The organism is Plantactinospora sp. CNZ320 (assembly GCF_002846275.1).
Map to the genome: position 1 here is coordinate 4780108 of NZ_PJMP01000001.1, position 22580 is coordinate 4802687.

General features: G+C 71.4%; 21 protein-coding genes and 2 pseudogenes. 10 read left to right on the plus strand and 13 right to left on the minus strand.

From position 1 onward, the window contains the following. Positions 1–133: 133 nt before the first annotated feature. The 4 genes and pseudogenes from CLT71_RS21270 to purS all read right to left on the minus strand — a co-directional run bounded on the left by CLT71_RS21270 (position 134) and on the right by purS (position 5084). Positions 134–910 carry a 2-phosphosulfolactate phosphatase gene (locus tag CLT71_RS21270; RefSeq protein ID WP_101371654.1) on the minus strand — a complete coding sequence of 259 codons (777 nt, stop codon included), beginning with the start codon at positions 908–910 and terminating at the stop codon, positions 134–136. 554 nt (positions 911–1464) lie between these two features. Beyond that, positions 1465–3892, minus strand: a pseudogene (gene purL, locus CLT71_RS21275) (phosphoribosylformylglycinamidine synthase subunit PurL); the annotation flags it as partial. A 248-nt stretch (positions 3893–4140) separates the two neighbouring features. After that, complete coding sequence (purQ, locus tag CLT71_RS21280; protein ID WP_101368651.1) at positions 4141–4824, minus strand: phosphoribosylformylglycinamidine synthase subunit PurQ; 684 nt, start codon at positions 4822–4824, stop codon at positions 4141–4143. Continuing rightward, positions 4821–5084 carry a phosphoribosylformylglycinamidine synthase subunit PurS gene (gene purS, locus CLT71_RS21285; protein ID WP_101368652.1) on the minus strand — a complete coding sequence of 88 codons (264 nt, stop codon included), beginning with the start codon at positions 5082–5084 and terminating at the stop codon, positions 4821–4823. The genes purQ and purS overlap by 4 nt, the downstream gene beginning before the upstream one ends. A gap of 356 nt (positions 5085–5440) precedes the next feature. Between purS and CLT71_RS21290 the strand changes: the two genes are divergently transcribed. Together CLT71_RS21290 and CLT71_RS21295 are read left to right on the plus strand one after the other, a co-directional pair. After that, complete coding sequence (locus tag CLT71_RS21290; protein WP_101368653.1) at positions 5441–6121, plus strand: DUF1986 domain-containing protein; 681 nt, start codon at positions 5441–5443, stop codon at positions 6119–6121. 218 nt (positions 6122–6339) lie between these two features. Continuing rightward, positions 6340–6798, plus strand: a complete 459-nt coding sequence (locus tag CLT71_RS21295; protein ID WP_101368654.1) for a YbjQ family protein — start codon at positions 6340–6342, stop codon at positions 6796–6798. 109 nt (positions 6799–6907) lie between these two features. Here the strand turns inward: CLT71_RS21295 and purB are convergent, their stop codons facing one another. Next, complete coding sequence (purB, locus tag CLT71_RS21300) at positions 6908–8332, minus strand: adenylosuccinate lyase (protein WP_101368655.1); 1425 nt, start codon at positions 8330–8332, stop codon at positions 6908–6910. Positions 8333–8532: 200 nt separating this feature from the next. Here purB and CLT71_RS21305 point away from each other — a divergent pair, with 200 nt between their 5' ends. Next, complete coding sequence (locus CLT71_RS21305) at positions 8533–8964, plus strand: uL11 family ribosomal protein (RefSeq protein ID WP_101368656.1); 432 nt, start codon at positions 8533–8535, stop codon at positions 8962–8964. Positions 8965–9319: 355 nt separating this feature from the next. Here CLT71_RS21305 and CLT71_RS21310 read toward each other — a convergent pair whose 3' ends face one another. Further along, positions 9320–10042: a GntR family transcriptional regulator gene (locus CLT71_RS21310; RefSeq protein ID WP_101371655.1), complete on the minus strand. Its 723-nt coding sequence runs from the start codon at positions 10040–10042 to the stop codon at positions 9320–9322. A gap of 14 nt (positions 10043–10056) precedes the next feature. Then, entirely contained in the window at positions 10057–10605 is a 549-nt protein-coding gene (locus tag CLT71_RS21315) for a UTRA domain-containing protein (RefSeq protein ID WP_101368657.1), read from the minus strand. A gap of 316 nt (positions 10606–10921) precedes the next feature. Between CLT71_RS21315 and CLT71_RS21320 the strand changes: the two genes are divergently transcribed. Both CLT71_RS21320 and CLT71_RS21325 read left to right on the plus strand, forming a co-directional pair. Continuing rightward, positions 10922–11254, plus strand: coding sequence for a hypothetical protein (locus CLT71_RS21320; RefSeq protein WP_101368658.1), 333 nt, complete (start codon positions 10922–10924; stop codon positions 11252–11254). Further along, positions 11251–11793: a hypothetical protein gene (locus CLT71_RS21325; protein ID WP_199187673.1), complete on the plus strand. Its 543-nt coding sequence runs from the start codon at positions 11251–11253 to the stop codon at positions 11791–11793. The genes CLT71_RS21320 and CLT71_RS21325 overlap by 4 nt, the downstream gene beginning before the upstream one ends. A 58-nt stretch (positions 11794–11851) precedes the next feature. Here CLT71_RS21325 and CLT71_RS21330 read toward each other — a convergent pair. Continuing rightward, positions 11852–12258 (minus strand): annotated as a pseudogene (locus CLT71_RS21330) (hypothetical protein); the annotation flags it as partial. A gap of 13 nt (positions 12259–12271) precedes the next feature. Further along, on the minus strand, positions 12272–13564 hold the full coding sequence (locus tag CLT71_RS21335; RefSeq protein WP_101368660.1) for an acetyl-CoA C-acetyltransferase: 1293 nt from the start codon (positions 13562–13564) through the stop codon (positions 12272–12274). Between the two features lie 57 nt (positions 13565–13621). On the opposite strand from CLT71_RS21335, the gene CLT71_RS21340 reads away from it, so the two are divergent. From CLT71_RS21340 to CLT71_RS21350, 3 genes are all read left to right on the plus strand, one after another. After that, a complete protein-coding gene (locus CLT71_RS21340) occupies positions 13622–14980 on the plus strand; it encodes a 3-oxoacyl-ACP reductase (RefSeq protein ID WP_101368661.1) in 1359 nt (452 codons plus the stop codon). Further along, entirely contained in the window at positions 14980–15975 is a 996-nt protein-coding gene (locus CLT71_RS21345) for a MaoC/PaaZ C-terminal domain-containing protein (RefSeq protein ID WP_101368662.1), read from the plus strand. Before CLT71_RS21340 ends, CLT71_RS21345 begins: the two co-directional genes overlap by 1 nt. 427 nt (positions 15976–16402) lie before the next feature. Continuing rightward, entirely contained in the window at positions 16403–17284 is an 882-nt protein-coding gene (locus tag CLT71_RS21350; protein ID WP_101371657.1) for a pectate lyase family protein, read from the plus strand. 166 nt (positions 17285–17450) lie between these two features. On the opposite strand, the gene CLT71_RS21355 is transcribed toward CLT71_RS21350, so the two are convergent. The 4 genes from CLT71_RS21355 to CLT71_RS21370 form a co-directional block, all read right to left on the minus strand. Then, positions 17451–19079 carry a serine hydrolase domain-containing protein gene (locus tag CLT71_RS21355; protein ID WP_143743529.1) on the minus strand — a complete coding sequence of 543 codons (1629 nt, stop codon included), beginning with the start codon at positions 19077–19079 and terminating at the stop codon, positions 17451–17453. A 39-nt stretch (positions 19080–19118) separates the two neighbouring features. Continuing rightward, a complete protein-coding gene (locus CLT71_RS21360; protein ID WP_101368664.1) occupies positions 19119–19481 on the minus strand; it encodes a hypothetical protein in 363 nt (120 codons plus the stop codon). Next, positions 19478–19864 carry a winged helix-turn-helix domain-containing protein gene (locus CLT71_RS21365; protein ID WP_101368665.1) on the minus strand — a complete coding sequence of 129 codons (387 nt, stop codon included), beginning with the start codon at positions 19862–19864 and terminating at the stop codon, positions 19478–19480. Before CLT71_RS21365 ends, CLT71_RS21360 begins: the two co-directional genes overlap by 4 nt. Before the next feature lie 179 nt (positions 19865–20043). After that, positions 20044–20691, minus strand: a complete 648-nt coding sequence (locus tag CLT71_RS21370; RefSeq protein WP_101368666.1) for a TetR/AcrR family transcriptional regulator — start codon at positions 20689–20691, stop codon at positions 20044–20046. Positions 20692–20788: 97 nt separating this feature from the next. Here CLT71_RS21370 and CLT71_RS21375 point away from each other — a divergent pair, with 97 nt between their 5' ends. Together CLT71_RS21375 and CLT71_RS21380 are read left to right on the plus strand one after the other, a co-directional pair. Beyond that, the gene (locus CLT71_RS21375) at positions 20789–21241 is read left to right on the plus strand and encodes an SCP2 sterol-binding domain-containing protein (protein ID WP_101368667.1); all 453 of its coding nucleotides are present in this window, start codon (positions 20789–20791) and stop codon (positions 21239–21241) included. Between the two features lie 116 nt (positions 21242–21357). Further along, positions 21358–22572, plus strand: a complete 1215-nt coding sequence (locus CLT71_RS21380; RefSeq protein WP_101368668.1) for an acyl-CoA dehydrogenase family protein — start codon at positions 21358–21360, stop codon at positions 22570–22572. The last annotated feature ends 8 nt before the right edge of the window (positions 22573–22580 follow it).

Consider the following 22580-nt stretch of genomic DNA (forward strand, 5'->3'; position numbering starts at 1 on the left):
GACACGACCCGCAGGGGCCCGGTTCGCGACGGCGAGCCGGGCCCCTTTCTTTCGGTGTCGGCCCTCTCGTCTGGTAGCGCTCCTTGGTGTCGCGGCAACCCTTGCGCTGACCGTCGGGCGGTCGACGCGCTGGTCAGGCCCGCGAGTAGACGCCGTTGCGGAGTACCGGCACCACATCGGAGACATCGACCTGGACCGCGATCTCGACGTCCTGACCGAATCCTCCGCTGACGAGTTCCCGCCCCGAGACGCTGCCCCGGACCGCCGCAGGCACGTCGGGCAGGCTGTTCAGTGCGGCCAGCGCCAGCGCCGCCTCGACAGAGAGCCCACCGGACACTGTGGAGAGTGCGTCCAGTACGGCCGCAGCGCCGAGCTGGTCCTCGGCACCGGGCCGGAGACTGTCGTCCGGCCAGCGCTCCCCGGCCGCCACGACGCCGATCGGTGCGGTGGTTGAGCCGTACCCCTGGGCGAGGAGCCAGCGCCCGACGGCGGTGGCGTTACGCAGGCAGGCCGCCACCACAGGCAGCCCGGTCGCGCTGGCGGCGGCACTGATCGCCGAACCGTTCGGCGACGGAAGTACCAGGTCCGGCACGACCGGTGCGGTGTGCAGAGCCGCCGGGGAGAGCGACCAGGGATGGTCCGGGGTGACCGCGCGGCGACCGACGGCAGCCACCGCGCCGACCCGGGTGGCGTACTCCGCCGCCTGGGCGCCCCAGGGGAACGGGTGGACCCGCATCCCCCGGGCGACGGCCACCTCCACCGACGTGGTGAAGGAGAGCACGTCCACGACCACCAGCACCGCACAGACCCGGCTCAGCTCGGCCGCGCCGGCCAGCCCCCAGTCCAGCCTCGCGCCGCTACCGGGCTGGGCGTAGACGGACTCCGCCGAGCCGTCCGATGGTCCGGTCAGCCTCGTCACAACGCGGTTCCTCCGCCGCCGGATCGACCCGACCGGCACGCACCCGGGTCAATCCGTCCGGCGTTCTCCGGCATCGGTCTGGCCCGCCGACTCCTGGCCCGCCGACTCCTGGCCCGCCGACTGCGGGTCCTCGGCGGCGGCGGTCGGAGTGGCGGTCGGAGCGGCAGCGGCAGTGGTCGGAGCGGCCTCCCCCGGAGCCGCCACGGCTTCGGCAACGGCATTCTCGCCAGCGCCAGCGTCCGGGCCAGCGGCAGCGGCCTCCTCGCCACCCGCTGCGGCCGGGCCGGCAGCGGCGTCCGAGCCGGCAGCCACGCCTGCGCCAACGGCAGTCTCGGCAGGGGTGGCGGCAGCCTCGGCAGCCGATCCCTCGGCAGCGGCGGCTTCCGCTTCCGGACCGGCAGCGGTGGGACCGGCGACCAGGTGGTCAGTGCCGGCGACCGGCTGGTCAGCGCCCGTGACCGGCTGCTCGATGCCGGCCACCGGCTGGGCCTCGACCCGCTCGGAACCGGTCGACTCGGAACCGGTCGACTCGGAACCGGTCGACTCGGAACCGGTCGACTCGGAACCGGTCGACTCGGAACCGGTCGACTCGGCCTCCGGCGTGCTCGTCCCGGCCTCCGGCGTGCTCGTCCCGGTCGCGACGGCCTCGGCCAGCGCCGTCGCGCTCTCGCCGAACAGGCTCGGCAGGGTGGCGCTGAACGCCGCGCGCAGCTCGGAGAGGCCGAGGGTGAACTGACCCCGGATCTCCAACTCGTCGGCACTGGTGTCGGTGACCCCGATCAGGGTCCACGGCACCCCGCGCTCGACGCAGAGCGCGGTGAACGCCTTCTCGTGCCCGCGCGGCACCGCCACCATCGCCCGGCCGGCCGACTCGCTGAACAGGAAGACGAACGGCATCGAACCGGCGGTGAAGCCCTCCGGCAGGGCGATCCTGGCTCCGACGCCGTGCCGGAGGGTCGACTCGACCAGTGCCTGGGCGAGGCCGCCATCGGAGAGGTCATGCGCGGAGCGCAGGTGCCCGACCCGGGCCGCCTCGGCGATCAGCTCGCCGAGGCTCCGCTCGGCCGCGAGGTCGACCTTCGGCGGTACCCCACCGAGGTGCTCGTGGGTGACCCAGGCCCACTCGGAACCGGAGAGTTCCACCCGGGTCTCACCGAGCAGGAAGATCAGGTCGTGGTCGGCCCCGGCGGTCCGGGCGAAGCCCATCGGCACCCGCTGCGCGACGTCGTCGAGCACGCCCAGCACCCCGACGACCGGGGTGGGGTGGATCGCCGCCGCGCCGGTCTGGTTGTAGAAGCTGACGTTGCCGCCGGTGACCGGGATGCCCAGCTCGGCGCAGCCGTCGGCGAGCCCGCGTACGGCCTCGGCGAACTGCCACATCACGCCCGGGTCCTCCGGCGAGCCGAAGTTCAGGCAGTCCGTCACCGCGACCGGCTTCGCGCCGGTGACCGCGACGTTCCGGTACGCCTCGGCGAGCGCCAGCTTCGCCCCGTGGTACGGGTCGAGCCGGGCGTACCGGCCGTTGCCGTCGACCGAGATCGCGACGCCCAGCCCGGACCGCTCGTCGATCCGGATCACACCGGCGTCCTCCGGCTGCGCCAGCACGGTGTTGCCGAGCACGTACCGGTCGTACTGCTCGGTGATCCAGGTCTTGTCGCAGAGGTTCGGCGAGGCGATCATCCGGAGCAGGGTCTCCCGGAGCGCCTCGGCGGTGGCCGGCCGGGGCAGCGTCTCGGCCCGGTCCGCCTGGAGCAGGATCAGGTCGGCCGGTTCCCGCATCGGGCGGGCGTAGACCGGACCGTCGTCCACCAGCGAGCCTGGCGGTACGTCGACCACGGTGTGCCCCTGCCAGGTGACCAGCAGCCGGCCCGGCCCGGAGCCCTCGGGGGAGCCGGTCACCTCACCGATCGCGCTGGCCGGTACGCCCCACTTGTCGGCGATCTTCAGCACCGCGTCGAGCTTCTCCGGGGCGACGATCAGCAGCATCCGCTCCTGCGACTCGCTGGCCAGGATCTCGTGCGGCTGCATGGACGCCTCGCGCAGCGGTACCCGCTCCAGCCAGACCCGCATGCCGGTGCCGGCCGCGGCGGCGGTCTCGGTCAGCGCACAGGTCAGCCCGGCGCCGCCGAGGTCCTGGATGCCGACGACGAGTTGGGCGTCGTACAGCTCGAGGCACGCCTCGATCAGCAGCTTCTCCATGAACGGGTCGCCGACCTGCACCGACGGGCGGCGCTGCGCGCTTCCGTCGTCGAAGGTGGCGCTGGCCAGCACGGAGACCCCGCCGATGCCGTCCCGGCCGGTCTTGGCGCCGAGCAGCACCACCACGTTTCCGGGGCCGGCGGCGGCCTTGTTCTGTAGGCGCTGCACGGGAAGCACCCCGAGGCAGAGCGCGTTGACCAGCGGGTTGCCCTGGTAGCAGGCGTCGAAGACGACCTCGCCGCCGATGTTGGGCAGGCCGAGCGAGTTGCCGTAGGTGCCGATTCCGGCGACGACGCCGGGGAGTACCCGGGCGGTGTCGGGGTGGTCGGCGGCGCCGAACCGCAGCGGGTCCATCACCGCGACCGGCCGGGCGCCCATGGCCAGGATGTCCCGGACGATGCCGCCGACACCTGTCGCCGCGCCCTGGTGCGGCTCGACGAAGCTCGGGTGGTTGTGCGACTCGACCTTGAAGGTCACCGCCAGCTCGTCGGAGATCTGGATCACGCCCGCGTTCTCGCCGATGCCGGCGAGCAGCCGGTCGCTCGGCGGGGCCTTCTCACCGAACTGCCGCAGGTGCACCTTGCTCGACTTGTAGGAGCAGTGCTCGCTCCACATGATCGAGTACATCGCCAGCTCGGACTGGGTGGGACGGCGGCCGAGGATCTGCCGGATCCGGTCGTACTCGTCGTCGCGCAGGCCCAGCTCGGCGTAGGGCTGAAGGTCGCCGGGGGTGCCCGCCGCGTTCGACACGGTGTCCAGGCCGCCCGGGTAGCCGTTCACCGGCAGCTCCGCGGGGGCGGGGACGTTCGCCGACGCCGACGCCTGACCGGGTACGGGCACTGACGCCGACGCCGCCGGACCAGGCACGGGTGCCGATGCCGCCGGACCGGGTACGGGCGCCTCCGCCGCTGCCATCCTGCCCAGCGCGTCGACGGCCGAGACGGGTTTCGGGGCGGGATCGGATGCCGAGGGGCGGCCGGCGAGGGCGGGCTCTGGCTGGCCCATGACCTCACTCCGTTCGATCATGCGGGTACTCCCGCGAGGTGCTTGAGGACCGAGGTGAAGAAGCCGAGCCCGTCGAGGGACGGGCCGGTCAGCGCCTCCACGGCGTGCTCCGGGTGCGGCATCAGTCCGACCACGTTGCCGGCCTCGTTGCTGATCCCGGCGATGTCCCGCAGCGAGCCGTTCGGGTTGCCGCCCAGGTAGCGGGCCACCACCCGACCGGTCGCCTCCAGCTCGTCGAGGGTGCGCTCGTCGGCGACGTAGCAGCCCTCACCGTTCTTCACCGGGATCAGGATCTCCTGCCCGGGCTGGTACGTGTTGGTCCACGCGGTGCCCGTCGACTCGACCCGCAGCACCTGGTCACGGTTGCGGAAGTGCAGGTGCTGGTTGCGGGTCAGCGCGCCGGGCAGCAGGTGCGCCTCGCAGAGGATCTGGAACCCGTTGCAGATGCCGAGCACCGGCAGGCCGTCCCGGGCCCCGGCGGCGACGGTCTCCATCACCGGGGCGAACCGGGCGATGGCGCCGCAGCGCAGGTAGTCGCCGTAGGAGAAGCCGCCGGGCAGCACCACGGCGTCGACACCGTGCAGGTCGGGGTCGTCGTGCCAGAGCGACACCACCTCGGCACCGGCGATCCGGGCGGCTCGGGCGGCGTCCCGGTCGTCAAGCGACCCGGGGAAGGTCACCACGCCGATCCGGGCGGTCATGGATTGCGCTCCTCGGCGTCTCCGGCCTCGGCCACCCGGACCGAGAAGTCCTCGATCACCGGGTTGGCCAGCAGCTTGTCCGCGATCTCCCGAGCCCGGTCCAGGTCCGGCTGGCCGGTGAACTCGATCTCGATCCGCCGGCCGATGCGCACGGAGGACACGTCCGTGACTCCGAGCCTCGGCAGCGCATTCGCGACGGCCTGGCCCTGAGGATCGAGAATCTCCGGCTTGAGCATGACGTCGACGACGACGCGAGGCACTGGGCACTCCTGACTGTGTACGCAGTTGGGTGCCGGCCCACGAAAGGGGCGAGCGGAGCCAGCGTACCCGGCCGACCTGCCAGTTGACGCACGGGCCGGCGCGTCGATGCCCCGACCGTCCACGGGTGCCCGCCGGGCGCCTCCGGTGGACTCGGTCACCCGCCGGAGAGGGTCGGAAACCGACCGCAGAGGTTCACCCTTGTGAATAGGTGACGAACGGCTTAGCGTGTGGCGTCAAACGTCCGGTTCTCCACGCCGAACGTTGACTGTCCAGGTCCGTACGGCGGACATCCTCCCGCCTACGGCGGCTCGAACCGACCCGGTGACCCCGGGTAACCCCCCGGAAGGAGCCCCCCATGCGTCTTCGCCGAACCCTGGTGATGCTCGCCACCGCCATGGCCGGCGCGCTAGTCGCGCCGTCCGTCGCCACTGCCGCCCCCGCCACCCCGTTCATCATCGGCGGCGGCACCGTCTCCTCGGCCCCGTGGGCCGCGGCCGTCTTCAGCAACGGCTCGTTCACCTGCTCCGGCACCATCATCGCGGCCCGCTGGGTGCTCACCGCCCGGCACTGCGTCAGCGGCACGATGTCGGTGCGGGTCGGCAGCGTCAACCGGTCCTCCGGCGGCGTCACCAGTGGGGTGACCGCCAGCTACGGCCGGTACGACCTCGCGCTGCTCAACCTGTCCACCTCGATCAACACCAGCTACATGCCCCTGTCCAGCGCCTACCCGCCGGTCAACTCCACCAACTCGATCTACGGGTGGGGGATGACCTGCTACAGCGGCTGCTCGGCGTCGACGACGCTGAAGACCGCCACGGTACGGGTGACGAGCACGAACGTCACCGACGCGTACGGCGGACGGGCGATCCGCAGTACCCGGATCAACGGCAACGCCTGGCGTGGTGACTCCGGTGGGCCGCAGGTCTACAACGGCGCCCAGGTGGGCGTCGCCTCCACCGCCGACGGGCAGAGCATCCAGAACTACGGCAGCGTCGCCTACAACCGTTCCTGGATCACCTCCGTCTCCGGCGTCTAGGCAACACCCCCACCCTCCTCAGGGGTAACGGCGCGGACGTTCCCGCTGCGACGGGACGTCCGCGCCGCGCCGTTTTCCCGCCCCCGCGTCGTTTGGCGACGACCCGGCCGGGAACGGGCTCCGGCAACCGGTTCGCGGCAGCCGCGCCGTTTCGCAAACTGGAGCGATGTGAACAGCCCTCGCAAAGTGGACGGGGCCGGCTCTGCCAGCATCAAGCTGTGCTGGTCGTGACGACGGATCATCTACCGGGGTACGAGATCCGCGCGGTACTCGGCGAGGTCGTATCTTCCCAGGCCCGAACCCGGAACCCGTACCGGGAAGGCGTGAAGAACCTCCGTGGTGGCGCCTATGACCCCAAGGCGCCCGAGAACCTCACCCGCTGGCGTACCGACGCCGTGCAGAAGCTGGGTGAGGAGGCGACCCGGCTCGGCGCGAACGCCGTGATCGGGATGCGGTTCGACCATCGCGAGGTGGGCGAGATGTGGATGGAACTCTGCGCGTACGGCACGGCTGTGGTCGCCGTCCGGCAGCCACCGGTGAATCCGCCCAGCGACCAGCCGAAGGTGGCGGCCGAGACGGCCCACCTGGCGGAACCGCTGGGCTCCGGCGCCATCGCCGAGGCGCCCAGCGCACCTGACCTCGGCAGCGCCGCCGGCACCCCCACCCCCCGAAGCTGACATGCAAGGAAGGGCCCCCGCTTATCGTTTTCGGTAGATGAAGGGGCCCTTCCTAACGCCTGTCGGGGCGATCGGGGCGATCGCGCGGTCCAGCGCCGGGTTGCGGGGATCAGAGGATCGGTGCCGGGTCGTACGCGGCGGCCTCGGGGTGCGCGGCGACCACCGCGGCGATCCGGTCGGCGACGGCCCGGACCTGCGCGGACGCCGCCCCGGTGAAGCCGGCTCGGTCGGCGACCAGCTCGGCGATCTCGGGCCGGGTCAGCCCGAGCCGGCCGTCGGCGGCGAGCCGGTCGAAGAGGTCGTTCTCGGCGGCACCCTTCTCCCGCATCGCCAGCGCCACCGCGACGGCGTGTTCCTTGATCACCTCGTGCGCGGTCTCCCGGCCGACGCCGCGCCGCACCGCCGCGACAAGGATCTTGGTGGTGGCCAGGAACGGCAGGTAGCGGTCGAGTTCCCGGGCGATCACCGCCGGGTACGCGCCGAACTCGTCGAGCACGGTCAGGAAGGTCTGGAACAGCCCGTCGGCGGCGAAGAACGCGTCCGGCAGCGCGACCCGGCGCACCACCGAGCAGGAGACGTCGCCCTCGTTCCACTGGTCTCCGGCCAGCTCGCCGACCATCGACAGGTAACCCCGGATGATCACGGCGAAGCCGTTCACCCGCTCACTGGACCGGGTGTTCATCTTGTGCGGCATCGCGCTGGAGCCGACCTGGCCGGGGCGGAAGCCCTCGGTGGCCAACTCCTGGCCGACCATCAGCCGGATCGTGGTGGCCAGGCTGCTCGGCGCGGCGGCGGTCTGGGCCAGCGCGGAGATCACGTCGAAGTCCAGCGAGCGCGGATAGACCTGACCGACGCTGTCCAGTACGCGCCGGAACCCGAGGTGCTCGGCGATCCGGCGTTCCAGCTCGGCCACCTTCGCCGCGTCCCCGTCGAAGAGGTCGAGCTGGTCGGCGGCGGTACCGACCGGCCCCTTCACGCCGCGCAGCGGATAGCGCTCGATCAGGTCGGTCAGCCGCTCGTACCCGATCAGCAGTTCCTCGGCGGCGCTGGCGAACCGCTTGCCCAGCGTGGTCGCCTGGGCGGCGACGTTGTGTGAGCGTCCGGTCATCACCAGGTCGACGTGCTCGACGGCGAGCCGGGCCAGCCGGGCCAGGGCGGCGACCACCCGGTCCCGGACAAGTTCCAGCGAGGCGCGGATCTGGAGCTGCTCGACGTTCTCGGTCAGGTCCCGGGAGGTCATCCCCTTGTGCACCTGCTCCTGCCCGGCCAGCGCGCTGAACTCCTCGATCCGCGCCTTCACGTCGTGCCGGGTCACCCGCTCCCGGGCCGCGATCGAGGCCAGGTCGACCTGGTCCAACACCCGCTCGTACGCCTCGACCGCGCCGTCCGGCACCGGCACGCCGAGATCGCGCTGCGCCCGGAGTACAACCAGCCAGAGCCGGCGCTCCATCCGGATCTTCTCCTCCGGGGACCAGAGGGCGGCCAGCTCGGCCGAGGCATAGCGGTTGGCGAGGACGTTGGGGATGCTGGTCACCCCGCCATTGTCTGCCATCCCGACGGTTCCGCTCCGCACGGGTGCCCGGTGGTGCCCGGCGACACGGGGGTGCCCCGTGCCCGTGCCCGGCGACACGGGTGCCCGGTGCCCGTGCCCAGCGACACGGGTGCCCGTGCCACACGGTTGCCCCGGGAAATGGCGTTGACCTTCCAGTCGCTGGAATCCATAGCTTCGCCGGCATGGCACCGCAGAAGAAGATCAACCGCCAGCTCACCCTGGAACTCGACGCCGGCAACGCGGCGATGGTCGACATCGGCAAGATGCTCGGCCCGACCGGCATCAACACCCGGCAGCTCAAGCTCGACTACGACGCCGCCACCGCAGCCCAGCGCGGGGAGATCGTCCCGGTGGTCGTCACCGTCTTCGACGACCGGTCGTACGCGCTGCGGTTCAAGACGCCGCCGACGGCGTACCTGATCCGCAAGGCGCTCGGGCTGGCCGGCGGTTCCGCACGGCCCGGCTCGCAGGCGGTGGCGAAGATCTCCCAACAGCAGCTCCGGGAGATCGCCGAGCGGAAGTTGCCGGACCTGAACACCGAGGACGTGGCGGCGGCGATGCGGCAGATCGCCGGCACGGCCCGCTCGATGGGGGTACTCGTCGCCGACGACTGAGCAGCACAGTCTGGTGTGGTGGAGGGCACTGAACTCGGCCCAGCCCTTGGCCGCATCGCTGTTGCCGAAACGCATGTCGAACTCGTCCTGGCGCGCGGCGGCGCGCCACCCGGCCCCCCGTTCGGGGCTCACGCCACCGCCCAGGCGCCGGCACCTGACCGTGATTTCGTCATGGCTCGGGTGAGCGCCGCGTACAACTCCGGATCGGCGTGGACCTCGGCGGTGTTGTCGAAGACCGGCGTCCCCGACCAGCCAACACCCGCTACTCGACAGGTCGACGATCCGCGACCTGGACGCCAGAGGCGTTACGGCACTCCGGTAACGCCTCTGGCGTCCAGGTCACCAGTGCCGGCGGTCAGTTCTCCTGCCGGATATCCTGGCGATACTGGAGTTCGTGCAGGTGGCTGCCCTTGACCAGGATCGACACCTCGACCGGGCGGCCGGACTCGGCGCGGATCACCCGAAACTGCCGGATGACCGGCACGTACGGCGGCAGCGCAAGCGCCTCGACCTCCTCGGTGGTGGGCATCCTCGCCGAGATGCGGTCATGCAGGTCCCGCTGCCGGTGGCCGTTCTCTGCCAGAACCCGAGCGGCGCCGCCACCGATCTTCCGGCGATCGGCCAACTCTGTACCTCTGGCGATCGCGGCCGGATAGTACGACCAGGAAAGCTCGACCGGCTCGCCGTCGTACGTCAGCAGCCGGTGCCGCATAAGGGCGACATCGTCGCCCGAGTCGAGTGCCTGCGCGACCTCGGCGGGTGGCACAACCTCGGCAACGTCGATCAGCCGGTACTCGTAGCCACCCCGGGTGGGCGCGATGTAGGCAGCAGCCTCCACCACATGCGGCCGCCGATCCCGCACGTACACGCCCCTGCCCGTCTCGCTGTAGACGGAGCCCTCTGCCTTCAGCGCTCCGAGAGCCCGCTGAATGGTCGCGGTTGCCGCCTGATAGGTCGTCACCAGGGTCGGAATCGACGGCAACTGCGTACCGGGCGGCAACTCACCCGCCATGATCTGGGCACGGATGTCAGCCGCTATCTGCTCGTGACGAGGCCGTCCGTCACCCGCGCTGGCCACGACGGCCCTCCGTTTCATCGTCGGTCGATCGACAACTCATAACGTAGCCGGCGGCCCCACGGAACCATCGCCATCACACTTACCTCGACCGGCCGCCCGTCACCGGTCTTCGACACCCGGCTCAGTCCCAGCACCCACTCGTGCTCACCCAACCCGAGCGTCGCGCGTTCCGTCTCGCTCGGCTGCCGGGCGTACACGTCCTCGCGCACCTGCACGGGAAGATAGCCCAACTGGCCAAGGAGTGTGACGGCACCGCCCTTGATCTTGCGCGGCTCGGCAAGCGCGGTTCCCTGAGCGATCGACAACGGATAATAGGAGTCCGTCAGTTCCACCGGCTGCTCGTCGAACAGCATCAGACGACGACGCACGACAGCCCGAGTTCCAAGATCTATTTCCAGGGCCTCCGCCACCTCTGACCCAGGCACGATCTCACTCACTTCCAGCAGGCGCTGACTGCCGACCCCGCCCTTCGCCGAGGCCTCCGCGTGCCAGGCGTCCAGATCCCCGCTCGATCGGGGCGTCAGGTACGGGGTCGAGATGCTGACCCACTCCGAACTCTCCATGATCGACTCCCGTGGTGTTCCGTTGGGCGACAAGCGTCACTCGCCACCCGTCACAGACTAGGCGCCTACCCAGTGCTTCGGATCAGCAAGAAGGTGATCCTTGTTACCTTATTCGAAAGGCAGTAAGGTCGTCAAAGTAGGTCGGCTCGCAAACTGACCCGACAGCTGGGCCGACCTATTGAGTGGGCGTGCGGCGCCCCGAACGGTGGGTCATCACCCCACGGGCCGTACGGCAATACGGCTTTTCGCGCCGGGATCCTGGTCCGGCTCGGCGGGGTCGCCGTACGTCCACGTCGTGGCGACGAGAGGCGAGCCGATGACCATCTACCTGTCCAGCAGCCTTGCCGAGCGAGACGCGGCCGATGCGCGGGCCGCCTACGACATGCTCGACGCGCACGTACTCGATCGGCAGACCGGGCTCTGCCTGGTCTGCCTGACGCCCGGACCCTGCCGACCGGCCAACGCGGCAGCGAACCGGCTCGTGGAGCTGGGCCGGCAGGTCCTCACCCCCGAAACCGCGAAGCACAGGTCGGGCGGCTGGCACGGCTGGCTCGGCACACTCCGACGATCCCTGCCGCGCACCGCGCCACTGCTGACCGCCGTCTGGCGGCGCCGCCTCGGTGCGACGGCCACCGTCGCGAAGACGTGAGTGCCCGGCTGCCCGACATCAGGGTCGGCGACATCCTGGAGGCTGCCGAAGGTTACTACTGCTTCGGCCTCGGCAGACTGATCCTTGAGGTCATCGAGGTGGGCCGCCGAGAACGACACACCGACGGACTCTGGCTCCAGCTGCGCGGGATCGAACTACAGCAACCCGACGGGGTACGACTGCGTCAGCGGCGCGTACTGGTCCGGCTGGACGCCGTGGCGATCCGACCGGGTCCACTGTCCCGCCGACACCAGTCCGAAGGACGGGCCGGCCAGCGACACCCAGGGTCCTTCGACGGGACGATCACCCCTCGTCGGGCGCACCTGCCGAGGCGTCCCGGCTGGACCTGCGCCGGCTGCGGCGAGGACTGGCCGTGCCCTGAACAACAGGCACGATTCCTGGTCCGCTACCAGCACAACCGGCTGGCGCTGCCCAGCCTCCTCGGCCGGTACGCGGCACTCGCGGCCACCGACCTGCCCGACCTGTCGCCCGAGGAGCTGCGTACCCGCTTCCTGAACTGGGCCGGCGGATCGGCCTGACCTGGCATCAGGCCTCACCAGAACGCCCGACCACAGCCAGTCCTGTCAGCTCCACCTGCTAGGTGGCATTCGCGCGGGCTGCTGCGAGTTCGGGGAAGGCTGCCTCCCAGCGCAGTCGCAACTCAGGTGGCAGCCAGAGGGAGGGCCAGAGCCGCAGGAGAAGGCTGGCGTTGAGCCAGGTGTTCAGGTCGTCAACACTGCTGACTTCGGTGAGCACCACCTTGTACATGCTGGCCAGGCGTGCGTGCCGGCTCAGGTCGTATTCGGCGTGACCGGACCAGTCAAGGTGATGCGGAAGCACGACCGTGCCATCGGTCGGACCGGGCAGCGCGGCGAGGGTTTCGGCCACGACGTGAGGCTTCCGGTCACCGTCGGGACGGTAATCCGCCGGCGGCTGGGGCGCCGTCTTCCGCCGGCTGGTGTTGTCGTCTGCCGGATCTCCGGTCGCAGCGCCTGGCGGATCGGCGACGGCACAGCCTCAGCGTTCCAGGATCGCCACCACGCCCTGACCGCCGGCCGCGCAGATCGAGATGAGCCCGCGTCCCGAGCCGCGCTCGGCGAGCAGCTTGGCCAGGGTGGCCACGATCCGGCCACCGGTCGCGGCGAACGGGTGGCCGGCGGCCAGCGACGAGCCGTTGACGTTCAGCTTCGCCGGGTCGACGGTGCCGAGCGGCGCGTCCAGGCCGAGCCTCTCCTTGCAGAACTCCGGTGACTCCCAGGCGGCCAGGGTGGCCAGCACCTGCGACGCGAACGCCTCGTGGATCTCGAAGTAGTCGAAGTCGGCCAGGGTCAGCCCGGTCCGGGCGAGCAGCCGGGGCACGGCGTACGCGGGGGCCATCAGCAGCCCCTCGTCACCGTGTACGAAGTCGACGGCGGCGGTCGTCGACGCACCGAACCAGGCGAGTACCGGCAGGTTGTGCGCCTTCGCCCACTCCTCGGAGGCGAGCAGCACCGTCGACGCCCCGTCGGTGAGCGGTGACGAGTTGCCGGCGGTCATGCTGGCGTGCTCGGCCTCCGGTCCACGGGTGCCGAAGACCGGCTTGAGTTTGCCGAGCTTCTCCACGTTGGTGTCGGGGCGGAGGTTCGCGTCCCGGGTCAGCCCGAGGTACGGCGTGACCAGGTCGTCGAAGAACCCGCGGTCGTACGCGGCGGCGAGCCGCTGGTGCGACCGGACCGCGAGTTCGTCCTGGGCCTGCCGGTCGACGTTCCACCGCCGGGCGGTGATCGCCGCGTGCTCACCCATCGACAGTCCGGTACGCGGCTCCGCGTTGCGCGGGACCTCCGGCCGGAACGGCTGGGCCGGGCGGAGCCGGGCGGCGGCCTTCAGGCGCCCGCCGAGGGTACGGGCCGCGTTGATCTCCAGCAGGGTACGCCGCAGCTCCTCGTTGACGGCGAGCGGCGCGTCCGAGGTGGTGTCCACGCCACCGGCGATCCCGACCTCGATCTGGCCGAGCGCGATCTTGTTGGCGACCAGGATCGCCGCCTCCAGGCCGGTGCCGCAGGCCTGCTGGAGGTCGTACGCCGGGGTGCGCGGGTCGAGCCGGGAGCCGAGTACCACCTCCCGGGTGAGGTTGAAGTCCTTCGAGTGCTTCAGCACCGCCCCGGCGGCCACCTCGCCGAGCCGCTGACCGGCCAGGCCGAACCGGGCGATCAACCCGTCCAGGGCGGCGGTCAGCATGTCCTGGTTGGACGCCTTGGCGTACCTACCGTTGGAGCGGGCGAACGGGATCCGGTTGCCTCCGAGGACCGCGACGCGACGTACGGCTTCCATGGTGACGCCTCCAGAACGCAGGGTTGTTCCTACCTTACCCGCGAGTAGGCTTCTCTCATGAGCGACAGGTACGCGAGCTTCGCCCACACCGGTCCCGGCCGGGCGCTGGTCAAGCGCCTCGGCCTGCCCGACCCGCCCCGGCTGCGCCGGTACCGCCCCGGCGAACCGCTGACGCACGGCCCGGTACGCCTCGACGCCGCCCCGGGCGGCCGCCTGGTCGAACCGCTGGCCAAACAGCTCGGCTCGGCCGGCGTGGAGGTCTCCGACCCGGCCGCGATCCGGCCCGCCGACGCCGACGGCCGGGTCTCCCCGCAGGCCGCCCTGCTCTACGACGCCACAGGCATCACCGACTCGGCCGGGCTGCGCGCCCTCTACGACTTCTTCCACCCGCTGGCCCGGGCGCTGCACCCGTCCGGCCGAGTGATCGTCTTCGGCACCGCGCCGGAGTCCTGCGCCACCCCGCGCGAGGCGACCGCCCAGCGTGCCCTGGAGGGGCTGACCCGCAGCATCGGCAAGGAGTTCGGCCGGGGTACGACCGCACAACTCGTCTACGTCGCGCCGGGCGCCGAGCGGGCGGTCGAGTCGACCCTGCGCTTCCTGCTCTCCGGCCGCTCGGCGTACGTCTCCGGGCAGGTGATCCGGATCGGCCCGGCCGAGGTGCCAGAGGTCGACTGGGACCGCCCGCTGGACGGCCGGATCGCCCTGGTCACCGGGGCCGCCCGGGGGATCGGGGCGAAGGTCGCCGAGGTACTGGCGGCCGACGGTGCCCAGGTGGTGGCGCTGGACGTACCGGCCGCCGGTGACGCGCTCGCCGAGGTCGCCAACGCCGTCGGCGGTACGGCGGTACAGCTCGACCTGACCGCGCCGGACGCACCGCTGCGGCTCGCCGACCACCTGGCCGACCGGCACGGCCGGGTCGACGTGCTGGTGCACAACGCCGGGATCACCCGGGACAAGACGCTCGGCCGGATGACCCCGGACCGGTGGGACTCGGTGCTGGAGGTCAACCTCACCAGCCAGGAACGGATCAACGACGTACTGCTGGATCGCGAACTGATCCCGCGCGGCGGGCGGCTGATCGGGGTCTCCTCGATCGCCGGGATCGCCGGCAACCGGGGCCAGACCAACTACGCCACCTCCAAGGCCGGGGTGATCGGCCTGGTGCACTCGATGGCGCCGGTCCTCGACGAGCGCGGCATCACGGTGAACGCGGTCGCACCGGGCTTCATCGAGACCCGGTTGACCGCCCGGATCCCGCTGATGATCCGCGAGGCCGGCCGGCGGATGAACAGTATGGCCCAGGGCGGCCTGCCGGTCGACGTCGCGCACACGATCGCCTGGTTCGCCTCGCCCGGCTCGGCGGGGGTCACCGGCAACGTGGTCCGGGTCTGCGGCCAGAGCCTGCTGGGGGCGTGATGACACAGCAACCGCACGACACCGCAGGGCCATCGGACGACGCCGGAGGCAGCGCTGCGAAGGACACCGGCGGGCTACCGGACCACGCCGGAGGCGGCGCTGCGAACGAGTCGGGGAGAGCGGCGGGGGCGTCCGGGATCGAGTTGGCGGTGCTGCCGGCCACCGGAGCGCTCTACCGCCGGGCGGCGATCGGGTTGGCCCCGGGGTTCGGGACGGCCCGGCGCGGCGACCGGCTCCCCGACACCGAGCTGCTGGTCCGGGCGGTCACGGTCGACCGGGACCACCTGGCGGCGTACGACCGGGTGTGCGGGTTCCGGCTCGCCGACGCGCTGCCGCCGACCTATCCGCACGTACTCGCCTTCCCGCTGGCGCTGCGCCTGATGAGTGCGCCGGACTTTCCGCTGCCCCTGGTCGGCCTGGTGCATGTTACGAACCGGATCACCACGTACCGCCGGTTGGACGCGGCCGAGCCGCTGGACCTGGCGGTACGCGCCGTCGACCTGCGCCCGCACGACCGGGGGCGGCAGTTCGACGTGGTCTGCACCGCCTCGGTCGACGGGGAGGTGGTGTGGCGCGGCGTGTCGACGTACCTGCGACGGGAGCGTGCCGCAAGCGGCGACCGGCGCGACTCCACGCAGCGGTCGACGACCCCGCCCCCGGCCCCGACCGCGCTGTGGCGGCTGGACTCCCGGGTGGGCCGGGACTACGCCCGGGTCTCCGGCGACCACAACCCGATCCACACCTCGCGGATCGGCGCCCGGCTGTTCGGCTTTCCCCGGCCGATCGCGCACGGCATGTGGAGCAAGGCCCGTTGCCTGGCGGCGCTTGAGGGACGGCTGCCCGAGGCGTACACGGTGGAGGTGGAGTTCAGGCGGCCAGTGCCACTGCCCGGCACGGTGGCCTTCTCCGCCGCCCCGGGTTGGAGTTTCGGGCTGCACGACCCGTCACGCGGTCGCGCCCACCTGATCGGCGAGGTGACCGCGACCCCGGCCTGAATCCGGCCTGATCGGGTGGGATCCGGTGAGATCAGGTGGGATACGACGTGATCAGGCGTGATCAGGTCTGATCCGGACTGATCACGCTCTTCACGCTCTCGGGCCAAGCCCGACAGGACGTAACAAACATCGAGATTTGCCGTTGACACCACCGTAGATACATCGATAGTCTTCGTTTGATGCTGGAAAGCGCTTTCCAGCATCCCGTCCCCAAGAAGTGCGTGTCCGGGATCGCCGGCCGCACCCCCTCCACCATCGCTGGCGGCGCCTGCGTCCCACCCGCGACCCGGCTGCCGAGGTGGATCACTTCCGCTCGGAGGTACCTGTGTCCAGCACCGAAACCACCACCACGTCCCAGCGCGTACGGCGGCTCACCCGGACGCCACTGCTCGCCGCAGCCACCGCCGCCGTACTCGTCACCACCTCGATGGTCGCGGCGCCCAGCGCGTCGGCCGCCTCGTTCAACATGCAGGGTTGGGCGACCCAGTGCGGCGGCACCACCGGCGGCGGGAACGCCTCCCCGGTGACCGTCACCAGCGGCAGCCAGTTGGTGAGCGAGATGCAGGCCAGCGGCGCACGGGTGATCCGGGTCTCCGGCAGCCTGTCGATCAGCGGCATGCAGAAGGTCGCCGCCAACAAGACCATCATCGGGGTGGGCAGCAATGCCGCGATCACCGGCGGCGGGCTCAACGTCGCCAGCGTCAGCAACGTGATCATCCGGAACATCAACTTCCGGAACTGGAGCGACGACGCGATCAACGTGCAGTACTCGACCCGGGTCTGGATCGACCACAACAGCTTCAGTAACGGCAACGACGGTGCGGTCGACATCAAGCGGGCCTCGGACTGCGCCACCGTCTCCTGGAACCGGGTCTTCGACCACGACAAGTCGTTCCTGCTCGGCCACTCCGACGACAACGCGGGCGAGGACTCCGGCAAGCTGCGCGTGACGTACCACCACAACTGGTTCGACGGCTCGAACCAGCGGCACCCCCGGGTCCGCTTCGGCAACCCGGTGCACGTCTTCAACAACTACTACAACAACGTCGGCGGCTACGGCGTCGCCTCCACCGAGGGCGCGGGCGTACTCGTCGAGGGCAACTACTTCGAGAACACCGACGACCCGTACCACCTCGGCGAGGCCAGCTCCGGCCCCGGCACCCTGGTCGCCCGCAACAACCACTTCGTGAACTCCGGCAGTGGCCAGGCCGGCGGCAGCGTACGGAGTCTCCCGTACAGCGTCAGCGTCGACCCGGCCGCCAACGTCAAGTCAATCGTCACCGGCGGCGCCGGCACCGGCCGGATCTGACCGTCGGCACGGCGTCGCCCGATCCGACCCGCGCCACCGGCGACAGACCACCGCGACACCGGGTCAAGGTCCAAGACACCGGGTCAAGGTCCGCGTGACGGGTGCTCCGGTCCGATGGGACCGGAGCACCTCGTCGCGCTGTCGCGGCGGCGCGAGGCCCGCGTGGTCAGCCGACCGCCTCGTAGCGCGGCCGGGTCTGCGACGCGGGCCGGCGACCGGCCAGGGCGACAGCGGCGACACCGACCCGGGCCAGCGCCAGCAGCCCGGCCAGCACCGCCACCGCCACGATCGCGTCACCCACATCCGGGGCGAAGAGCCGCACCTGCGCCAGGCCCGCGCCGTCCCAGGCCGCCGGGACCGCCCAGATCACCCCGGCCGCCAGCCCGGCGCAGCCGGCGACCCAGCCGGCCGTTCCGGCGAGGACCCGGCGGCCTGACCGGGCCGGCCCGGCCGGGCAGCGACGGACCATCCGGAGGACCGACCAGACCAGCAGAGCGAGCAGGAGTACCGCGACCGCGCCCAACCCGGCGAGCAGTCGGGTGAAGGTCGGATCCTTCGCCGCGCCGGCCTCCGCCGCGCCGCCGTGCAGGATCCGGGCCACGTTGAAGGCCGCCGAGACCAGCGGCCCGTCCATCATCAGGCCGTAGATGTTGGCCAGCACCACCACGGCCAGATCCGATCCGGGTACCAGCACGATGTGGCCGAACGAGTTCGCCGTCGCCCCGGCGTGCCAGACGATCCGCTCGGCCGGATCACCGAGCGTGCTGTCCCGCCACCCCATGGCGTACCGGCCACCGCCGCCGGTGGGGACCTGGCCGGTGTGCAGTTGCGCGACGCCCTGCGGGGAGAGGACCGCGCGACCGGAGTACCGGCCGTCGGCAAGCTGTGCCATCGCGTAGTGGGTCACGTCGGTCAGGCTCGCCGCCAGGAAACCGTACGGGACGCCGGAACCGTCGAAGGACGGGGCGAAGCGCTGCGGGCGGTCGAGGTAGTAACGGTGCCCGGGCGGTACCCCCACCGCCTCCGCCTCGGCCCCGGTGGCGGCGGAGTCGACCATCCCGAGCGGATCGAGTACCGCCCGGCGCAGGTAGCCGCCGTAGCTCTCCCCGGTCACCTCCTCGACCAGTACGCCCAGGATCATGTAGTTGGCGTCGCTGTACTGGTGTGCCCCGCCCGGCTGCGCCGTCGGCCGTACCGCCGCGAGGTCCCGTACCGCCCGGGCCAGCGCACCTGGCGCGTTGTCGTACCGGTCGGTGAGTCCCGTCGTCGCCACCTGCGGCAGCCCGCTGGTCTGCACGAGCAGTTGCCGTACGGTGATCCGGGCCGCGGCCGGCTCGTCGGCCAGCCGCAGCCACGGCACGTACCGGCGGACCGGTGCGTCCAGCTCGACCCGGCCGGCCTCGACGAGCTGCATCACCGCCAGCGCGGTGAACGACTTCGCCACCGAGCCGAGCACGAACGGCGTACGCGGCGTGATCGGGTCACCGTCACCGTCGACCCCCCAGGCGCCCTGCCCGACGACCCGGTCGGCACGCACCACCGCGTACGCCAGACCGGGCGCGCGGACCTCGGACATGTACTCCCGCAGGTAGCTCTCCGCCCGGGCCAGGTCGGCCGGCCGGGCCAGGTCGTCCCGCCGTGGCGCTCCGACCGCCGGGCCGGTACCGGCGGACACCACCACCGGCAGGGCGAGCACCGCCGCGAGGACCGTCAGGACGCTGTGTCGCAGGGCCGTCAGGAAGACACCGCGTTGTCGCGGGACCGTCAGGATGCTGTGTCTCGGGCTGGATCTCATTCGCGTTTCCTCCCCCGTGCGCTGCCGCCGGGCGACGACTCAGCCGATCTGGCTGAGCAGCCGCTCCAACTCGGCAAGCCGCCGCTTGACCTCGGTCATCTCGTCGCGGGTGCCGTGCAACTCGGTGCGCAGCCCGCCCAGTTGTTCGGCGGTCGCGGCGGTGGCCTCCGCCGTCCGGGTCTCCGCCTCGACGACCCGCTCGACCAGTTCGCGGTACGCCGCCTCGCCGGCCGTGCTCCGCCGGGCCCGGTAGAAGCCGAGGCCGACGAAGCCGACGACGGCGGCCAGCGCCACCGCAAACGCCGCCGTCGCGATCGTGGCGGTCTGCGCGATGTCAAGCGCGGCCGATGCGACGGCGGTGGTCCGCGCGATCTCCGGCTCGGCTGCCAACAGTGTGCTCACCTGCTCGTGTCCTCTCCCGATCCGCCCGTTGCCGGGCCGTTCCCTCCGGTTGCGCCGGCTCCGGGCTCCGCCGCCGCCGCCAGCGTCGGGACGGCTCCGGCGACCACCTGCGGGGTCAGTGCCAGTGCGAACGGCACCACCTCGAAGTACTTCACCGAACTGCCGTCCGGGGCCGTCTCCAGCTCACCGACGACCAGGCCGGCCGCCTCCAGCCGCTGGAGGTGCATGTAGAGCAGCGGCCGGTTCATCCCCAGCCGACGTGCCAGTTGGCTGACGTAGCTGCGGCCCTCGGCGAGCGCCGCGACGATCCGTAGCCGGTGCGGGCTGGCCAGCGCGGTGAGCATCAGCAGCAACTGCTCCCCCGAGGGTGGGGCCTGGTCCATGCGTCCGGTTCCCTTCTTGGGTGTCAGTCTCATCTGACACCCCCTGTCAGATGACACTGACACCCCCGGCCGCAGACGTCAAGGGGCCGATCATGGAAGCAACGGGGGGCGATCATGGAAAACGACGGCAACAGGCCGGCCAGGCGCAGGTTGTCCAGGCGACAGAGGCGCTGGCGACGTCAGCCCGGCGGGGTGGCCGGGGGACGCCAGGAGTGGCCGGCGAGCAGGTTGCCGGCGCCGGTCCAGACGAAGTCCATCATCCGGCCGGCCATCGCGTCCGGGTCGGCGTCGGGATGGTCGGCCAGCCAGTCGGCAACCGATTCCGAGGCACCGACCAGGGCGTACGCCATGACCTCCAGCTCGGGGGCGCGGACCTCGCGGCCGTCGGCGGCCAGGCCCCGGGCGAGCATCCCGGCGACCACCTCGATGATCCGGCTCCGCATCACCGCCAGTTCACTGGCGAACGGTCGTTCGCCCCGGGCCTGCCGGTAGAGGACCGCCCAGCCGTCCCGGTGCGCCCCGACGAACCGGAAGAACGCCCGCAGGCCGCGCCAGAGCCGCTCCTCGAACGGCAGGTCCGGTACGACCGCGCCGACGATCGCCTCCACCAGCCGGGTCCCCTCCCGGTGCAGGCAGGCGGTGAAGAGCTCCTCCTTCGAGCCGAGATAGGCGTAGACCATGGGCTTGGAGATTCCGGCGCCGTCGGCGATCTCGTCCATGCTCGCCGCGTGGAAGCCGCGCCGGGAGAAGATCCTGACGGCGGCGTCGAGTATCTGCTGCTCCCGTACGGCCCGGGGCAGCCGCCGGAAGGCGGGCGGAGTCGACACCCTTGCGAGCTTACCTACTCGTGCGTAAGGTTACGCATGAGTAACCAATAAAGTCGACCGGAACGGCGACATCCACAGCAGCCCGGAGGACTCTCGAATGACCGACTTCGACCCGGCGAACTTCGCCTCGCTCGAGCCCAAGCAGTTCGCCCAGATCGTCAAGTCCACCCCTGACGACAAGCTGGCCGAGGTGATGAGTGGCGACCTGCGCGGCAAGGTCCTCGACGCGGTGTTCGGCCGGATGCCGGCACTGTTCCGGGCTGACCGGGCCGGCAACACCAACACGGTCATCCACTGGACCATCACCGGCCGGGCCGACGGCGGTTCCGACACCTACGAGATCGTCATCGAGAACGGGACCTGCCAGATCTCGGAGACCCCGCAGCGGGAGCCGAAGCTCACCCTCACGATGGGCCCGGTGGAGTTCCTGAAGATCGTCTCCGGTGGCGCCAACCCGGTGATGATGTTCATGACCGGCAAGCTGAAGGCAAAGGGTGACCTCGGGCTCGCCGCCAACATCGCCAACCTCTTCGACATCCCGAAGGCCTGATCCCCCCCGGTGCCGGGCCCGGCCGAACCGGTGCCCGTACCCCGGACGAACCGGTGCCCGTACCCCGGACGAACCGGTGCCCGTACCCCGGACCCGACGACCGACGAGGGAATGGCGTGACCGAGTTCTCGCTCGACCTGAACGAAGAGCAACGGGACCTGCGCGACTGGGTGCACGGCTTCGCCGCCGAGATCGTGCGCCCGGCCGCCGCCGAGTGGGACGCCCGCGAGGAGACCCCCTGGCCGGTGATCCAGGAGGCGGCGAAGGTCGGGCTCTACGGCTTCGAGTTCATCGCGAACTGCTGGGCCGACCCGACCGGCCTCTCCCTGGCGCTGGCCAACGAGGAACTCTTCTGGGGTGACGCCGGCATCGGCATGGCCATCTTCGGCACCACCCTGGCGGTCGCCGCCATCTACGGCTCCGGCACCCCCGACCAGATGGTCGAATGGGTACCGCAGTGCTTCGGCGACACCGACCGGCCGGCCGTGGCGGCGTTCTGCAGCACCGAGCCCGAGGCCGGGTCCGACGTCTCCGCCATGCGCACCCGGGCCCGCTACGACTCCGCCACCGACGAGTGGGTGCTGACCGGGCAGAAGGCGTACGCCACCAACGGGGGGATCGCCGCCGTGCACGTGGTGACCGCGTCGGTGGAACCCGAACTCGGCTCCCGGGGCCAGGCCGCGTTCGTGGTGCCGCCCGGCACCGAGGGGCTGACCGCGACAAAGAAGCTCAAGAAGCTCGGGCTACGCGCCTCGCACACCGCCGACGTCTTTCTCGACGAGGTACGGGTACCGGGCCGCTGCCTGCTCGGCGGGTACGACGCACTGCGCGAACGCCTCGACCGGGCCCGCTCCGGCCAGCGCGGCAAGAGCCAGGCGGCGATGCGTACCTTCGAACTCTCCCGGCCGACGGTCGGAGCCCAGGCGGTCGGGGTGGCCCGGGCGGCGTACGAGTACGCCCTGGCGTACGCCCAGGAGCGGGTCCAGTTCGGACGGCCGATCATCGAGAACCAGGCGATCGCGTTCCAGCTCGCGGACATGCGGATGGAGATCGACGCCGCCCGGCTGCTGGTCTGGCGAGCCGCCTGGATGGGGCGCAACAACCGGCCGTTCAGTGCGGGCGAGGGCTCGATGTCCAAGCTCAAGGCCGGCGAGGTGGCCGTCTCGGTGACCGGGAAGGCGGTGCAGATCCTCGGCGGCGCCGGCTTCCTGCGCGAGCACCCGGTCGAGCGCTGGTACCGGGACGCCAAGATCTACACCATCTTCGAGGGGACCTCGGAGATCCAGCGGCTGGTGATCTCCCGGGCCATCTCCGGTCGCCAGATCCGCTGATCGGAGCC

Bases quoted from the DNA above. Each gene is read 5' to 3' on its own strand.
- CLT71_RS21315 (WP_101368657.1), bottom strand. From the start codon at position 10,605: ATGGAGAGTTCGGAGTGGGTCAGCATCTCGACCCCGTACCTGACGCCC.
- CLT71_RS21350 (WP_101371657.1), top strand. From the start codon at position 16,403: ATGGTCGCGGCGCCCAGCGCGTCGGCCGCCTCGTTCAACATGCAGGGT.
- CLT71_RS21355 (WP_143743529.1), bottom strand. From the start codon at position 19,079: ATGAGATCCAGCCCGAGACACAGCATCCTGACGGTCCCGCGACAACGC.
- CLT71_RS21365 (WP_101368665.1), bottom strand. From the start codon at position 19,864: ATGGACCAGGCCCCACCCTCGGGGGAGCAGTTGCTGCTGATGCTCACC.
- CLT71_RS21290 (WP_101368653.1), top strand. From the start codon at position 5,441: ATGCGTCTTCGCCGAACCCTGGTGATGCTCGCCACCGCCATGGCCGGC.
- CLT71_RS21340 (WP_101368661.1), top strand. From the start codon at position 13,622: ATGAGCGACAGGTACGCGAGCTTCGCCCACACCGGTCCCGGCCGGGCG.
- CLT71_RS21335 (WP_101368660.1), bottom strand. From the start codon at position 13,564: ATGGAAGCCGTACGTCGCGTCGCGGTCCTCGGAGGCAACCGGATCCCG.
- CLT71_RS21345 (WP_101368662.1), top strand. From the start codon at position 14,980: ATGACACAGCAACCGCACGACACCGCAGGGCCATCGGACGACGCCGGA.
- purQ (WP_101368651.1), bottom strand. From the start codon at position 4,824: ATGACCGCCCGGATCGGCGTGGTGACCTTCCCCGGGTCGCTTGACGAC.
- CLT71_RS21320 (WP_101368658.1), top strand. From the start codon at position 10,922: ATGACCATCTACCTGTCCAGCAGCCTTGCCGAGCGAGACGCGGCCGAT.
- CLT71_RS21305 (WP_101368656.1), top strand. From the start codon at position 8,533: ATGGCACCGCAGAAGAAGATCAACCGCCAGCTCACCCTGGAACTCGAC.
- CLT71_RS21375 (WP_101368667.1), top strand. From the start codon at position 20,789: ATGACCGACTTCGACCCGGCGAACTTCGCCTCGCTCGAGCCCAAGCAG.